Origin of the sequence: Hyphomicrobium sp. (assembly GCF_041659645.1) — a bacterium.
Taxonomy (GTDB): Bacteria; Pseudomonadota; Alphaproteobacteria; order Rhizobiales; family Hyphomicrobiaceae; genus Hyphomicrobium_B.
The window spans coordinates 686,982-700,970 of sequence record NZ_JBAZXX010000003.1 but is presented as its reverse complement, the minus strand read 5'-3'; the positions used below and the strand labels follow the sequence as shown (position 1 = coordinate 700,970).

Sequence of the window (13,989 nt, the reverse complement as noted above, 5' to 3'; positions counted from 1 at the left end):
TGACGCCTCGCGCGCGTGCACCTACGAAGTGCAGACCCTTTATCTATGGAACTGCTGGCTGTACGAGTGATGGTGGACCAAATATCTATCCGAGAAGACCAGAGCGAAGAGTCTCCGAAGGGATCTCGCCGCGCCAACCCCATGGATGTTCATGTCGGCTCGCGCGTAAGGCTGCGACGCATGCTCCTGGGCATGAGCCAGGAAAAGCTCGGCGAGCACCTGGGGCTGACGTTCCAGCAGGTTCAGAAATACGAGAAGGGCGTCAACCGCATCGGCGCCAGCCGCCTCTTCGACCTCGCGAGGGTCCTCGGCGTTCCCGTCCAGTTCTTTTATGACGAAGCGCCGTCGGGCGCCCAAAGTGCCGGCGCCACCATCCCCGGCTTCGCCGAGCAGCCCGACGAAAGCTATGTCGTCGATTTTCTCAGCACCCGCGAAGGCCTTGAGTTGAACAAGGCTTTTGCCCGCGTCAGCGATCCCAAGGTCCGCCGTTCGATCGTCGATCTCGTACGCGCTCTCGCCGGCGAAGAGAGCTGAATCTATCAATTTTGTGACAGCGCCGGTTTTGGCGAATTTAGCGGAAAGGGGCGCTAGGTCGCGGGCTGTTTCGTCCGCGCAAGCACGCCGTCGCTTGACCGAATCCAACAAGATTGCGACAAACCGGCGCTTTTCACCGACCGGAATTGTCGAAGTCCGCATTGAGCTAAAGCAGCAATTACCGGACTAAATTTCTCACCATGGGGGCCAAAGTGGCGCGCAAGTCCTTCCTATTCACGAGTGAATCCGTCTCCGAAGGCCATCCCGACAAAGTCTGCGATCGCATTTCCGATGAGGTCGTCGACGCGTTCTATCGCGAAGGCGCTAAGGAAGGCATCGATCCGTGGAGCATCCGCGCCGCCTGCGAAACGCTGGCGACGACCAATCGCGTTATCATCGCGGGTGAATCGCGTGGCCCCAAGAGCGTCACCGTCGCCGCGATTGAAGACCTGACGCGCAAAGCCATCAAGGACATCGGCTACGAGCAGGACGGCTTCCACTGGGCCAACTGCAACATCGAAGTTTTGTTGCACTCGCAGTCGGCGGACATCGCGGCCGGTGTCGACGCCTTGCAGCCGACGAACCAGGAAGAAGGTGCGGGCGACCAGGGCATCATGTTCGGTTACGCCTGCAACGAAACGCCGGAATTGATGCCGGCCCCGATCTACTACGCTCACAAAATCCTGTTCGATCTTGCCGCCGCCCGCAAAGGCAAAGTCGGCGACGCCGCGATGCTCGGCCCCGACGCCAAGAGCCAGGTCACGGTCCGCTACGAAGACGGAAAACCCGTCGGCGTCACACAGATCGTCGTTTCCCACCAGCATATCGTAGAAGATTTGAGTTCGCGACAGGTTCGCGACATCATTGAGCCCTACGTGCGCAAGGCGCTTCCCGAAGGTTGGATCGACAAGGACGTCATCTGGCACATCAACCCGACGGGCAAGTTCTTCATCGGCGGCCCCGATGGCGACACCGGCCTTACCGGCCGCAAGATCATCGTCGACACCTACGGCGGAGCGGCACCCCACGGCGGCGGCGCATTCTCCGGCAAAGACCCGACGAAGGTTGACCGCTCGGCAGCCTATGCCGCTCGCTATCTGGCGAAAAACGTCGTTGCCTCTGGCATCGCCGACCGCTGCACGATCCAGCTTTCATATGCCATTGGCGTCGCCAAGCCGCTGTCGATCTACGTCGACACCTACGGCACCGGCAAAGTCGACGAAGCCGTCATCGAGAAGGCTCTCGGCGAGGTCATGGATCTGACGCCGCGCGGCATCCGCAATCAGCTCGACCTCAACAAGCCGATCTATTCGCGCACGTCAGCCTATGGCCACTTCGGTCGCCCGGCAGAGGCAGACGGCGGCTTTTCATGGGAACGGACCGACCTCGCCTCCAAGATCGCTAAAGCCATTTCCTAACGGCTTCCCGCGATCACTGGCCTATAAAGCGGCCGCGACAGCGGCCGTTTTCTTTTGATGAAGCGCATTAATGTCCGACGGCGAACACGAGCTGAGATCATTCGGACGGCGGCGAGGCCGCAAGCCGAGCCCTCGACAATCCGCGCTCCTTCGCGATGATCTGCCCCGTCTCACGTTCGATCCCGCAACGCCGCCTGAGGGTTTCAAACAGACTTGGCTCGAAATCGGTTTTGGCGGCGGCGAGCATTTGCTCTGGCAGGCACGCCACAATCCCGACGTCGCACTGATCGGCTGCGAGCCCTTCGAAGACGGTGTCATCAAGGTCTTGACCGCCATAACGACCGAAGACCTGAAGAACATCCGCCTGCATATGGGCGATGTCCGTGAGATCCTCCGGTCGGCGGCGCCAAATTCCTTTAATCGCGCCTTCATCCTGTTTCCCGATCCCTGGCCGAAGCGGAAACATCGCAAACGCCGCCTCGTTAATTCGTCGTTGCTGATACTTCTGGCCAACGTCATGCGGCCCGGCGCCGAGCTTCGGATCGGCACCGATATCGGCGATTATGCCCGCTCAATGCTTGAAGCTTTTGCGCTGGAGCCGCGCTTTATTTGGCAGGCGGCCAGCCCCGACGACTGGCGCATCCGTCCATCCGATTGGCCGGAGACGCGCTACGAGGCGAAGGCCGTACGCGAAGGTCGTAAACGCTATTATTTGAGATTTCTGCGCGCTTGATCATCCTCGAGCCTTGCGCAACCGGCGAAACTCGCCTATTTAGCTGCTATTCCAATAACACGACGGACGGATTGGAGAGTGGACCGCAAGGCCCGCTCCGGACGGACTTTAAGCTCGGAAACGCCTTTGCAAGAAACGACCGCCAACGACACGGCTTCCACCGCGACTGAGAGCGCCGACACGACGCGCTTTTTGCGCGAGACCGGCGTTGCAGCTGAAATCGCCGCAATTGTCGAGCCGGTTCTCGTCGACTTGGGGTTTCGCTTGGTGCGGGTGAAAATCCAGGGCGAAGGCCGCGACCGCAGCGTGCAGTTGATGACGGAACGCCCCGACGGATCGATCACGGTCGACGATTGCGAAGCGATCTCGAAAGGCATCTCGCCGGTTCTTGATGTCGCGAACCCGATTTCCGGCGCTTACCGTCTTGAAATTTCCTCGCCCGGCATCGATCGCCCGCTCGTTCGCCCAAGCGACTTCGAAGACTGGGCCGGCCACGAAGCCAAGATCGAGCTGAGCGAAGCGATCGACGGGCGCAAACGCTTCAAAGGCATTCTCGAAGGCTTCGAGGACGGCGAAGTACGCATCAAGGCCGACACCGGCGAACACGGCATTCAGCACTTGGGGCTTCCCGTCAACCTGGTTTCGGACGCCAAGCTCGTACTGACGGACGAACTCGTTCGCGAAGCACTTCAACGCGCCAAAGAGCGCCATTCCACCCGGCCCGGCGACGGCGCCGAACTCGACGAAGACGATCTGGAGGATTGATCACATGGCCATGGCAGGCATCAGTGCCAACCGGCTTGAGCTTCTGCAAATCGCAGACGCCGTCGCCCGCGAAAAGACGATCGACAAAAAGATCGTCATCGAGGCGATGGAAGATGCGATCCAGAAGGCTGCGAAGTCGCGCTATGGAGCGGAAAACGACATCCGCTGCGAAATCGATCCCAAAACGGGCGAGGCTAAGCTGACGCGCGTGCTCGCCGTCGTCGAACAGGTCGAAAGCGACGCCACGCAGATCAACGTCGCGGACGCCAAGAAGCGCAACCCGGATGCGAAAGCCGGCGACATGATCGCCGAGACACTTCCCCCCCTCGAATTCGGCCGCGTCGCCGCGCAGAACGCCAAGCAAGTCATCGTGCAGAAGGTGCGCGAGGCTGAGCGTGACCGCCAGTTCGCCGAGTACAAGGACCGCACCAGCGACGTTATCAACGGCACCGTGAAGCGCGTCGAATACGGCAACGTCATCGTCGATCTTGGCCGCGCCGAAGGCATCATTCGCCGCGACGAGATGATCCCGCGTGAGAACGTCCGCTTGGGCGACCGCATCCGCGCCTACATCTACGAAGTTCGCCGCGAGCAACGCGGTCCGCAGATTTTTCTGACGCGTGCGCGCCCGGAATTCATGTCGATGCTGTTCCGCGCCGAAGTTCCTGAGATCTACGACGGCGTCGTCGAAATCAAGTCGGTCGCTCGCGATCCCGGCAGCCGCGCGAAAATCGCCGTTATCTCGAAAGATTCCTCGATCGATCCGGTCGGCGCCTGTGTCGGTATGCGAGGCGCGCGCGTCCAGGCCGTCGTCAACGAACTGCAGGGCGAGAAGGTCGACATCATCCAGTGGAACCCGGATGCCGCGAGCTTCATCGTCAACGCTCTGGCGCCCGCCGAAGTCACGAAAGTCGTGCTCGACGAAGATTCAAACCGCATCGAGGTCGTCGTTCCGGAAGCGCAGCTCTCGCTTGCCATCGGCCGCCGCGGCCAGAACGTGCGCCTCGCATCGCAATTGACCGGATGGGATATCGATATTTTGACTGAGCAGGAAGAAAGCGAGCGCCGCCAGAAGGAATTCGCCGAGCGCACGCAGTTGCTCATGGATTCGCTCGACGTCGACGAGGTTATCGCCCAGCTTCTCGTCACCGAAGGCTTCGCAACCGTCGAAGAAGTCGCGTACGTCGATCTCGCGGAAATCGCCCACATCGAAGGTTTCGACGAGGACACGGCCGAACAGATCCAGAGCCGTGCCCGCGAACATCTTGAGCAGCAAGAGACGGAACGCGACACCAAGCGCCGCGAACTCGGCGTTGCCGACGAAATGGCTGAGATCCCCGGCATCACCACCGCGATGATGGTCGCGCTCGGCGAGAACGGTGTCAAAACCGTAGAAGATTTTGCTGACTGCGCCACCGACGAACTCGTCGGCTGGACCGAGCGCAAAAAAGAGAAGGATTCCGAGGCTGTCCGTCACAAGGGCTATCTCGACGGCTTCGAGCTTTCGCGCACCGATGCCGAGAACATGATCATGGCGGCCCGCGTCCAACTTGGCTGGATCAAGGCGGAAGACCTCGAAAAGCCCGCCGAGGGCGAACCTGAAGCAGTCGATGCTGACGCCGGTGGCGTCGGCGCCGAAGGCTGACGGTGATGACCGGAAAGGCGACAAACACGCGTGATGGCAAAGCGGCAAGATCGGCTCATGCAGGACGAACCGGAAGTGACTTCCGGCGTCGGCCCCGAGCGCTTGTGCGCCGTCACGCGGGAAAACCGTGACGCGCGAGAGCTGATCCGGTTCGTCCTGTCGCCTGACGGTATCATCGTCCCCGACCTCGACCGGCGTCTGCCCGGACGCGGCGTTTGGGTTGGCTGCGACAGGAAGTTAGTGGAAAAGGCCGTCGCAACGCAGGCCTTTTCAAAAAGTCTCAAGATGAAGGCCGAAGCCCCGGCAGACCTTGCCGATCGGGTTGATGGTCTTATCGTTAAGCGTGTGACCGGAGCATTTTCCCTGGCCAACAAGGCGGGACTGGCGGTGGCCGGTTTCGAGAAGGTTTTCGCGGCTCTTGAGAAAGGGCCGGTTCGCGCCGTGCTGCATGGCGCCGATGCGGCCGTCGACGGTCGTTCGAAAATTGATCGAAAATACAAGGCAATTCAGGCCGATCGGGGCAAGCCCGCCGCCATCGTCAATGTTCTGACGATCGCGCAAATGAGCTTGGCCATTGGGCGCGGAAGTGTGGTACATGCTGCGCTTACACCCGGAGGACTGTCGGATCGGTTTCTGGAGGAAGCGGAGCGGCTTGCGCGCTACCGGCACTCCATGATTGAAGCCGCCCCCGGGGCGGCGAACGAATTTTCTGAATTTTCTAGCTGAAGGCTGAACGGATAACGCATGACGGATTCGAACGACCAGACCGATAAGACCATCCGGGTCGGAGCGCGAAAGCCACTATCGCTGCAGCGAACGGTCGAGTCTGGCCACGTGCGGCAGAACTTCAGCCATGGGCGTTCCAAGTCTGTTGTCGTCGAAAAGAAAAAGACTCGTAAGCTTGGTCCGGAAGGCGAAGCAGCCCCTCCTGTCGCCGCCACGGTGACGATCGAGAAAACTCAGCAGTCGACGCGCATTCCGCCGCCGCCGCCATCTCATCATTCGTCCGCCGATCGCACGCCGGGCCGCGTCCTCTCGAACGAAGAGCGCGCCGCTCGTGATCGCGCGCTTGCCGCCGCGCGCGCTGAAGATGCCAACCGTGTTCCCGAAGTGGTCGAGCAGGTTCGCTTTGAACCGGTCGCTCGCCCGCCCGAGCCACAACCTGCGCACAGCGAACCCGCAGTAACTGTTGCCGCAGCAGCGCCCGCTGTAGCGCCCGCCGCACCAATTCGTGCTCCGGCCGAAACCTCGACTCCGCCGCCTGCCGCCGCACGTCCCGCCAGCTCTCCGGCATACCGGCCTGCTGGGCGCGACAACGGCCCGCCGCGTGATGCCCGCCGCGATTCAGGACGCGATTCCGGTCAAGCCCCGGCTCCGCGTGGTGACGGCGCCCGTCCGCAATTCAACAGAGCCCCGCGCCCGTCTGGAAACACGGCATTTATGCCGCGTGAAGCCGGACGTCCGCGCGAGATCGAGCTTCCTATTCCCGCCCGGCGCGGCGCATCGCCGACCGCGCCCGACGCTTCGACGATCGAAAAGCCCTCACGTCCCGTGCGCCCGATTGTCGCCCGCGTGCAGGTCGAAGAAGACGATGCCCGCAAGCGCGGACCCGGCGGCGTCAAGGTGGCGCGCCCGGCCGTCAAGGCCAACGACGATGGCCGCCAGCGCCAGAAGCTGACGATCACGAACTTCGATCGCGAAGCCCAGGTCCGCTCGCTCGCTTCTCTGAAGCGCAAGCGCGAGAAGGAAAAGCTGAAGGCCATGGGCATTCAGCAGCCGCGTGAAAAGATCGCTCGCGAAGTGACCATTCCTGAAGCCATCACGATTCAGGAACTCTCGAACCGTATGGCCGAGCGGGCCGTCGACCTCATCAAGTACCTGATGCAGCAAGGCGCGATGCACAAAATCACCGATGTTCTCGATGCCGATACGGCCGAGCTCATCGTCCAGGAATTCGGCCATGTCTCGAAGCGCGTGTCGGAAGCCGACGTCGAAATCGGGTTCGTCGGCGACAAGGATGCCGAAGACGCCACTCTGGAATCGCGCGCGCCCGTCGTCACGATCATGGGCCACGTCGACCACGGCAAGACGTCGTTGCTCGATGCCATTCGTTCGGCGAACGTCGTCTCCGGCGAAGCCGGCGGCATCACGCAGCACATCGGCGCCTATCAGGTAACCGCTCCCGACGGCAGCAAGATCACGTTCATCGATACGCCCGGCCACGAAGCCTTCACGGCCATGCGCGCCCGCGGCGCCAAGGTGACGGACATTGTCATTCTCGTCGTTGCAGCCGACGACGGTGTCATGCCGCAGACGGTCGAGGCGATCAATCACGCCAAGGCCGCTGGAGTGCCGATCATCGTTGCGATCAACAAGATCGACAAGCCGCAAGCTGATCCCAACCGCGTCCGTACCGAACTCCTCTCGCACGAGATCGTCGTCGAGAGCATGGGCGGCGATACGCTCGAAGTGTCGGTATCGGCGTTGAAGCGCACCAACCTCGATAAGCTCTTGGAAGCGATCCACTTGCAGGCCGAAATCCTCGACCTCAAGGCCAACACCAACCGCACCGCTGACGGCGTCGTCATCGAAGCGAAGCTTGAGCGTGGCCGCGGTCCGGTCGGCACCGTGCTCGTTCAGCGCGGAACGCTGAAAGTCGGCGACATCATCGTTGCCGGCATGGCCTGGGGACGCGTCAGAGCGCTGCTTGACGATCGTGGCGCGAACATTCCGGCGGCCGGTCCCTCGGTTCCGGCCGAAGTTCTCGGCTTCGACTCGGCCCCCGAAGCCGGCGACCAATTCGCCGTCGTCGAGAACGATGCTCGTGCCCGCGAAATCACGGATTATCGCGTCAGAAAGCGCCGCGAGACGCTTGGATCGGCAGGAACGAAGAGCACGCTCGAGCAGATGATGCAGCAGCTCAAGGACGCTGGCCGCAAGGAATTCCCGCTCGTCGTCAAGGGCGACGTGCAGGGTTCGCTTGAAGCGATCGTCGGAGCTTTGAAGAAAGTCGGCAACGACGAGGTTGAAGCCCGCCTCGTGCATTCCGGCGTCGGTGGCATCACCGAGTCCGATATTGCGCTCGCCGCCGCCGCCAAGGCCGTCGTCATCGGCTTCAACGTCCGTGCCAACGCGCAGGCGAAGCAGGCCGCTGAAGTCCAGGGCGTCGAGATCCGCTATTACAACATCATCTACGATCTCGTGGATGAAGTGAAAGCGGCGATGTCGGGCCTTCTCGCGCCGACGAAGCGCGAAATCTTCCTCGGCTACGCCACGATCAAGCAGGTCTTCACCATCACGAAGGCTGGCAAGGTCGCCGGTTGCGTCGTCACCGAAGGCAAGGTCGAACGCGGCGCCAAGGTCCGCCTGTTGCGCGACAACGTCGTCATTCACGAAGGCACGCTTGCGATCCTCAAGCGCTTCAAGGATGACGTCAAGGAAGTCGTCTCGGGTCAGGAATGCGGCATGTCCTTCGCGAACTACCAGGACATTCGCGAAGGCGACCAGATCGAATGCTTCCAGGTCGAGACGATTGCGAGAAGCCTCTAAGACCTCACTGATGGTTCCGCGCGGATTGGCTCCGCGCGGTTCTTTCTTTGCTTCAGCCGCGTGCTGAGGCGAATGCGTTATCAAACTCGAATTGAAGAGGCCTCGCGCGGTCCCATCCCGCGGCGGTCGGAACAGAATGAACGCAACGACCAGGCTGCCACTGAAGCTCTCGTTTAACCTGACGCGCGATGACATCGCAGCGTTCGAGCATCTCCCACGCGAATTCTCCCGATCCGGTACGCTCGCTTTCCTCGCTACGTTCTTCGTAACGGGAATGATCCTCGCGATGTTCGAAGACCAAGTCCGCGAGGTGACGCCGGAGACGCTCACAGCATATTACGAAATCATCTCGGTCATCATCGCGGCAGCGCTCGCCTATGGCATCGTAACGCTTGCGTTGACGCTGCTCGCCTACTGGCGCGTCTCCCGCGCCGAACTTCCGCCCAGTGAAACCGAAATCGACGTGTCGGAGGCCGATTTCAGCGTCAGAGATGGCCGCCCGCCGAGAACTGTCGAATGGAGCAACATCGCCCGCGTCATTGAAACCCCGCGCCACGTATTCTTGTGTTTGACGCCACGAAACGCGGTCATCGTACCGCTGCGGGCGTTTCACTCGATGGATGACATGCGCGCCTTCGCCGATTTATCAGAAACGCTGTCGCTGCGGGCCGACGGCGATGTGTGAACGAGGATTTTAGCCGTGCGATCGAAATCAAAGACAATATCCGCGAAAGCGCCATCGCAACGCATGCTGCGAATTGGCGAACTCATCAGGCACAAACTTTCGGAATTGCTCGCGCGCGGAGAGATTCACGATGATGTTTTAGCGGCGCACGTCGTCACGATTCCCGAAGTGCGGCTCTCGCCGGACCTCAAGCTCGCGACGGTCTACGTCATGCCGCTCGGCGGCGACGACCTGAAGCCTGTCATCGAGGCGCTGACGCGAAACAAGAAATACATCCGCACCGAAGTTGCGCACACGCTGAACCTTCGCTACGCCCCAGATCTTCGCTTCAAGGAAGACGCGACGTTCGAGGAAGCGACCCGTATCGACCGTCTTCTGGACAGCGATAGAGTACGTCAGGACACACAGAAAAAATAACATGGCACGACGCAAAAAAGGCAACGCCGTTCACGGCTGGCTCGTTCTCGATAAGCCGATCAACATCACATCGACGCAAGCCGTCGGCGCGGTGCGGCGCGCGTTTAACGCGCAAAAAGCCGGACACTCCGGCACGCTCGACCCACTCGCAACCGGCATCCTGCCGATCGCGCTCGGCGAAGCGACGAAAACCGTTTCGTTCGCGGTCGACGGCGAGAAAGCTTATCGCTTCACCGTCCGTTGGGGCGCCGAAACGGAGACGGACGACACCGAAGGCGACGTCGCGAAAACCAGCGATAAGCGTCCCGGGCAAGCCGACATCGAAGCGCTGTTGCCGCGCTTCCACGGCGAGATCATGCAGGCGCCGCCAGCCTATTCCGCAATCAAGATCGATGGCGAACGCGCCTATGACCTTGCTCGCGGAGGCGAGACCGTTGTGATTGAGCCACGGCCGGTTTTCATCGAAAAGCTGGCTCTCGTTGACATGCCCGACGAAGCAACAAGCGTGTTCGAAGCTCGTTGCGGCAAGGGCACCTATGTGCGGGCTCTGGCGCGCGATATGGGCCGCCTGATGGGGTGCTACGGCCACGTCATCGCCCTACGCCGGACCGAAGTCGGACCGTTCGACGAAGCCCGTGCGGTCAGCATGGAAACGCTGCTTGCCGCCGCGCAATCGGAAGATCCCGACGAAATCACCAAATTGCTCCTGCCGGTCGAATCCGCACTCGTCGACCTCCCGGAGCTTCTGGTCTCGCAAACTGACGCCGCAACGCTCGCGCGCGGGCAGACTGTCCTCATTCGTGGCCGCGATGCCCCGATTTTGACCGGCCCCGCCTATGCGACGTCCAAGGGTCGCCTGATCGCACTCGGAGAATTGGCCAAGGGCGCACTGCACCCGACGCGGGTCTTCAATCTGGGCTGAATTTGCTTAATGCATTGAAGAAAATGACGAAATTTCACGGGAAATCCGCCTCGCGTTTGGCGGGAGTTCGTGTATAAGTACCCCACCCGCGCGGGCCTCGTTCCCGCGCGGCTTTCGTTTGCGACCCCGCTGGACGACATCCCGGCCGTGGCCGCTTCATTTCAAACTCCAATTCGAAAGGAGCAACAGATGTCGCAGATCGCACCTCACCGCCGTGAGGCCAAGACGGCTGTCATCAAAGACAACGCCACCAAAGACAACGACACCGGATCGCCGGAAGTTCAGATCGCCGTGCTCACGCACCGCATCAACGAGCTGACCGATCACTTCAAAGAGCACAAGAAAGACAACCACTCGCGTCGCGGCCTTCTGAAGATGGTCAGCCAGCGCCGCCAGCTCCTTGATTACGTCAAGGCCAAGGACAACGCTCGCTACCAGAAAATCATCGAGAAGAACGGCATCCGCCGCTAGTGCGCGCTCGTTTCAGCGCTCAAGACAGGACGGGCCCAATGGCCAGTCGCACGACTCAATGAACGACCGAGACGTCGGCGCCACGATCGGTGCCGGCGCGATATGCGCTCATGCGGCATGAGGCCGATGAGCTGACCGACCGAACAGAAAAGCAAAAGCGAAAGATCAAACATGTTTGACATCCATCGCGTCGAAATTGACTGGGGTGGCCGAAAGCTGAAACTCGAAACCGGCCATTATGCGCGCCAGGCAGACGCTGCCGTCATGGCGCAGTACGGCGACACGACCGTTCTTGCGACCGTCGTCGGCGCACGCTCCGCCAAGCCGGGCATCGATTTCTTCCCCCTCACGGTCAACTACCAGGAACGCACCTACGCCGCCGGCAAGATCCCAGGCGGCTACTTCAAGCGCGAAGGCCGCCCGACCGAGAAGGAAACGCTGACGTCGCGCCTGATCGATCGCCCGATCCGCCCGCTCTTCGTCGAAGGCTTCAAGAACGAAACCCAGGTTGTCGTAACGGTCCTGTCGCACGACCTCGAAAACGATCCCGACATTTTGGGCTTGGTGGCCGCGTCGGCTGCTCTCACGCTCTCGGGCCTGCCGTTCCTCGGACCGATCGCCGGTGCACGCGTCGGCATCATCAACGGCGAGTTCGTCTTGAACCCGATGGTCGATGAGATGAAGGACAGCGTCCTCGATCTCGTCGTCGCCGGCACGAACGATGCGGTGATGATGGTCGAATCGGAAGCCAAGGAGCTTCCCGAGTCGCAGATGCTTGAAGCCGTGATGTTCGGCCACACGCACATGCAGCCCGTCATCCAGGCGATCATCAAGCTCGCCGAGAAGGCCGCGAAAGAGCCGTGGGACATCAAAATCCCCGACAAGGCGAAGTACGCGGCCGACGTCAAGAAGATCGCCGAAAGCACCCTCAAGGAAGCTTTCTCGACCAAGGAAAAGGGCAAGCGCCAGGATCTCGTTGCCGCGGCCAAGAAGGCAATCGGCGCGGGTATCGCTATTCCGGCCGACGACCCGAACGAAAAGGTTCTTCTCGGCGACGCCTTCAAGGGGCTCGAGATGGACATCATGCGCGGCGACGTCTTGAAGACGAAACGGCGCATCGACGGACGCGATTTGAAGACGGTTCGCCCGATCCTCTCGGAAGTTCACGTCCTGCCGCGCACGCACGGCTCTGCGCTATTCACGCGCGGTGAAACGCAGGCCCTCGTCGTCGCGACACTCGGCACCGGCGAAGACGAGCAGTACATCGACAGCCTCGAAGGCACGAAGAAAGAGCGCTTCCTTCTGCATTACAACTTCCCGCCATACTCGGTCGGCGAAGTTGGCCGCATGGGTTCGCCCGGACGCCGCGAAATCGGCCACGGCAAGCTTGCTTGGCGCGCCATCCGTCCGATGCTGCCGTCGCAGGAAGAGTTTCCCTATACGCTCCGCGTCGTCTCGGAAATCACCGAGTCGAACGGTTCGTCGTCGATGGCAACTGTCTGCGGCACCTCGCTCGCACTGATGGACGCCGGCGTACCGCTGAAGTCACCTGTCGCCGGCATCGCGATGGGCCTGATCAAGGAAGGCGACGACTACGTCGTTCTCTCCGACATCTTGGGCGATGAAGATCACCTCGGCGACATGGACTTCAAGGTGGCAGGCACCGACAAGGGTGTCACGTCGCTGCAGATGGACATCAAGATCACCGGCATCACCGAAGAGATCATGCGCATCGCGCTCGACCAGGCTAAGGACGGGCGTCTGCACATTCTCGGCGAAATGTCGAAGGCGCTCACCGGCGCCCGTCAGGAACTCGGCGAGTACGCTCCGCGCATCGAGACGATCAAGATCCCGGTCGACAAGATTCGCGAAGTCATCGGTTCGGGCGGTTCCGTCATCCGCGAGATCGTCGCGGAATCGGGCGCCAAGATCGACATCGAAGACGACGGCACCGTGAAGATCGCCTCCGCCAACCGCGAGTCGATCGACAAGGCGCTCGCACGCATTCGTGGCATCACGTCGGAACCCGAGATCGGATTGATCTACAAGGGCAAGGTCGTGAAGATCATGGAGTTCGGCGCGTTCGTGAACTTCTTCGGATCGAAGGACGGCCTCGTCCACATTTCGCAGCTCTCACAGGGCCGTCCTGAAACGGTCGGCGAAGTCGTGAAGGAAGGCCAGGAAGTTTACGTCAAACTTCTCGGCTTCGATGATCGCGGCAAGACCCGTCTGTCGATGAAGATCGTCGACCAGACGACCGGTCTGGAAATCCCGCGCGCCGAAGGCGAGCCGGAAGAAGTCTTCGAGAGCCGTCCGCCCCGCCGTGAAGGTGGCCGCGGTGGCGATCGCGGTCGCGGCGGTCCCCGTCGTGAACGCAGCTAAGACGCCGCCTCAGCGCTGAAATAGCAAAGCCGCCGGATCACCCGATCCGGCGGCTTTTTTTGATCAATCGACACGTCATCTCACACCGTCATCCCGACCATCGCCTGATGATGGGAGTTCAGAACCACCGGCAGCGACGGACGCCCCAGCTGTTCGTCCAGCACTTGTGCGCCGTGCACTGCACGCGGCCGACGCCCGGCACATGCTTATGATAACCGTTGAGCCCCCTGCGGCAGGTCCGATGCCAGCCGTGCGTTTTCTCGACATTGGATTGCGCGGCGCCGACGCCTTTGAGGGCACCGAGCGGGCCCGCCGTCGTCGCCATACCCGACGCGCTTGCCAACAACAGCCCCGCTGCAAGTGTTGCGGCGGCAAACGAAAGCTTTCTTGTCATCCGGTAGTTCTCCTGTCCCCTTGGGGGCACGCGCCCCGACTTGCCAGCGTCTCACGAGCACGACGCTAACAGCG

13 protein-coding genes are annotated in these 13,989 nt (G+C 61.3%); 12 read left to right on the top strand and 1 reads right to left on the bottom strand.

The window, feature by feature from the left end:
• The first annotated feature begins 141 nt into the window (after window positions 1-141).
• From WC811_RS13335 to pnp, 12 genes are all read left to right on the top strand, one after another.
• On the top strand, window positions 142-534 hold the full coding sequence (locus tag WC811_RS13335) for a helix-turn-helix domain-containing protein (RefSeq protein ID WP_372645322.1): 393 nt from the start codon (window positions 142-144) through the stop codon (window positions 532-534).
• A gap of 212 nt (window positions 535-746) precedes the next feature.
• Complete coding sequence (metK, locus tag WC811_RS13330) at window positions 747-1,952, top strand: methionine adenosyltransferase (RefSeq protein ID WP_372645320.1); 1,206 nt, start codon at window positions 747-749, stop codon at window positions 1,950-1,952.
• Window positions 1,953-2,022: 70 nt separating this feature from the next.
• Window positions 2,023-2,685, top strand: a complete 663-nt coding sequence (gene trmB / locus WC811_RS13325; RefSeq protein WP_372645317.1) for a tRNA (guanosine(46)-N7)-methyltransferase TrmB — start codon at window positions 2,023-2,025, stop codon at window positions 2,683-2,685.
• A gap of 126 nt (window positions 2,686-2,811) precedes the next feature.
• Window positions 2,812-3,450, top strand: a complete 639-nt coding sequence (gene rimP / locus WC811_RS13320) for a ribosome maturation factor RimP (RefSeq protein WP_372645313.1) — start codon at window positions 2,812-2,814, stop codon at window positions 3,448-3,450.
• 4 nt (window positions 3,451-3,454) lie between these two features.
• Window positions 3,455-5,095 (top strand): transcription termination factor NusA, encoded by a 1,641-nt coding sequence (gene nusA / locus WC811_RS13315; protein ID WP_372645311.1) that lies wholly within the window; start codon window positions 3,455-3,457, stop codon window positions 5,093-5,095.
• Window positions 5,096-5,128: 33 nt separating this feature from the next.
• Entirely contained in the window at window positions 5,129-5,821 is a 693-nt protein-coding gene (locus WC811_RS13310) for an RNA-binding protein (protein ID WP_372645309.1), read from the top strand.
• A gap of 18 nt (window positions 5,822-5,839) precedes the next feature.
• Window positions 5,840-8,644, top strand: coding sequence for a translation initiation factor IF-2 (gene infB, locus WC811_RS13305; RefSeq protein WP_372645307.1), 2,805 nt, complete (start codon window positions 5,840-5,842; stop codon window positions 8,642-8,644).
• Window positions 8,645-8,780: 136 nt separating this feature from the next.
• The gene (locus tag WC811_RS13300) at window positions 8,781-9,329 is read left to right on the top strand and encodes a YcxB family protein (protein ID WP_372645305.1); all 549 of its coding nucleotides are present in this window, start codon (window positions 8,781-8,783) and stop codon (window positions 9,327-9,329) included.
• 63 nt (window positions 9,330-9,392) lie between these two features.
• Entirely contained in the window at window positions 9,393-9,746 is a 354-nt protein-coding gene (gene rbfA / locus WC811_RS13295; protein ID WP_372645782.1) for a 30S ribosome-binding factor RbfA, read from the top strand.
• A 1-nt stretch (window position 9,747) separates the two neighbouring features.
• Window positions 9,748-10,668: a tRNA pseudouridine(55) synthase TruB gene (gene truB / locus WC811_RS13290; protein ID WP_372645303.1), complete on the top strand. Its 921-nt coding sequence runs from the start codon at window positions 9,748-9,750 to the stop codon at window positions 10,666-10,668.
• A gap of 189 nt (window positions 10,669-10,857) precedes the next feature.
• Window positions 10,858-11,139: a 30S ribosomal protein S15 gene (gene rpsO, locus WC811_RS13285; RefSeq protein WP_372645301.1), complete on the top strand. Its 282-nt coding sequence runs from the start codon at window positions 10,858-10,860 to the stop codon at window positions 11,137-11,139.
• Between the two features lie 171 nt (window positions 11,140-11,310).
• The gene (pnp, locus tag WC811_RS13280; RefSeq protein WP_372645299.1) at window positions 11,311-13,521 is read left to right on the top strand and encodes a polyribonucleotide nucleotidyltransferase; all 2,211 of its coding nucleotides are present in this window, start codon (window positions 11,311-11,313) and stop codon (window positions 13,519-13,521) included.
• Window positions 13,522-13,639: 118 nt separating this feature from the next.
• Here the strand turns inward: pnp and WC811_RS13275 are convergent, their stop codons facing one another.
• On the bottom strand, window positions 13,640-13,915 hold the full coding sequence (locus WC811_RS13275) for a hypothetical protein (RefSeq protein WP_372645297.1): 276 nt from the start codon (window positions 13,913-13,915) through the stop codon (window positions 13,640-13,642).
• Between the last annotated feature and the right edge of the window lie 74 nt (window positions 13,916-13,989).

Coding starts and splice junctions, on each gene's coding strand:
- truB (WP_372645303.1), top strand. CDS start 9,748: ATGGCACGACGCAAAAAAGGCAACGCCGTTCACGGCTGGCTCGTTCTC.
- pnp (WP_372645299.1), top strand. CDS start 11,311: ATGTTTGACATCCATCGCGTCGAAATTGACTGGGGTGGCCGAAAGCTG.
- trmB (WP_372645317.1), top strand. CDS start 2,023: ATGTCCGACGGCGAACACGAGCTGAGATCATTCGGACGGCGGCGAGGC.
- WC811_RS13335 (WP_372645322.1), top strand. CDS start 142: ATGGATGTTCATGTCGGCTCGCGCGTAAGGCTGCGACGCATGCTCCTG.
- WC811_RS13275 (WP_372645297.1), bottom strand. CDS start 13,915: ATGACAAGAAAGCTTTCGTTTGCCGCCGCAACACTTGCAGCGGGGCTG.
- WC811_RS13310 (WP_372645309.1), top strand. CDS start 5,129: ATGGCAAAGCGGCAAGATCGGCTCATGCAGGACGAACCGGAAGTGACT.
- infB (WP_372645307.1), top strand. CDS start 5,840: ATGACGGATTCGAACGACCAGACCGATAAGACCATCCGGGTCGGAGCG.
- WC811_RS13300 (WP_372645305.1), top strand. CDS start 8,781: ATGAACGCAACGACCAGGCTGCCACTGAAGCTCTCGTTTAACCTGACG.
- nusA (WP_372645311.1), top strand. CDS start 3,455: ATGGCCATGGCAGGCATCAGTGCCAACCGGCTTGAGCTTCTGCAAATC.
- rpsO (WP_372645301.1), top strand. CDS start 10,858: ATGTCGCAGATCGCACCTCACCGCCGTGAGGCCAAGACGGCTGTCATC.
- rbfA (WP_372645782.1), top strand. CDS start 9,393: ATGCTGCGAATTGGCGAACTCATCAGGCACAAACTTTCGGAATTGCTC.